Raw genomic sequence first — 434 nt, forward strand, 5'->3', positions numbered from 1 at the left:
ACAGCGCTTACTTTCAGTGATTGAACAGGATATTGTTCCTAAAACCCAGGAGGGGGTTAAAGCCGGAAACAAACTATTTGGTGCGGCAATTCTTAAAAAGGAAGACCTATCAACGTTAGTATCCAGTACGAATACAGAAACGGAAAACCCTCTCTGGCATGGTGAAGTCCACACCATGAAAAAACTCTATGAACTTCCCCGGAAAAAGCGTCCTAATCCCCGGGATTGCATTTTTCTTGCCACCCACGAGCCCTGTTCACTTTGTTTATCAGCTATTACCTGGGGCGGATACGATAATTTTTATTATCTTTTTAGTTTTGAAGATTCTCGTGATTCATTTAATATTCCCCATGACCTGCGTATCTTAAAAGAGGTATTCAAGGTAGAAAATGGGGACTATTCCCATGATAATTACTATTGGAAAAGTCATGATT

At 40.3% G+C, this 434-nt stretch carries 1 protein-coding gene; it reads left to right on the forward strand.

The genetic code is table 11. The annotated features are described in order from the left end of the window. The coding region (locus BCY78_RS25100) for a nucleoside deaminase (protein WP_139103328.1) at positions 1-434 on the forward strand (434 nt) is incomplete at both ends.

Source organism: Pararhodobacter sp. CCB-MM2 (assembly GCF_001691415.1).
Classification (GTDB): Bacteria; Pseudomonadota; Alphaproteobacteria; order Rhodobacterales; family Rhodobacteraceae; genus Pararhodobacter.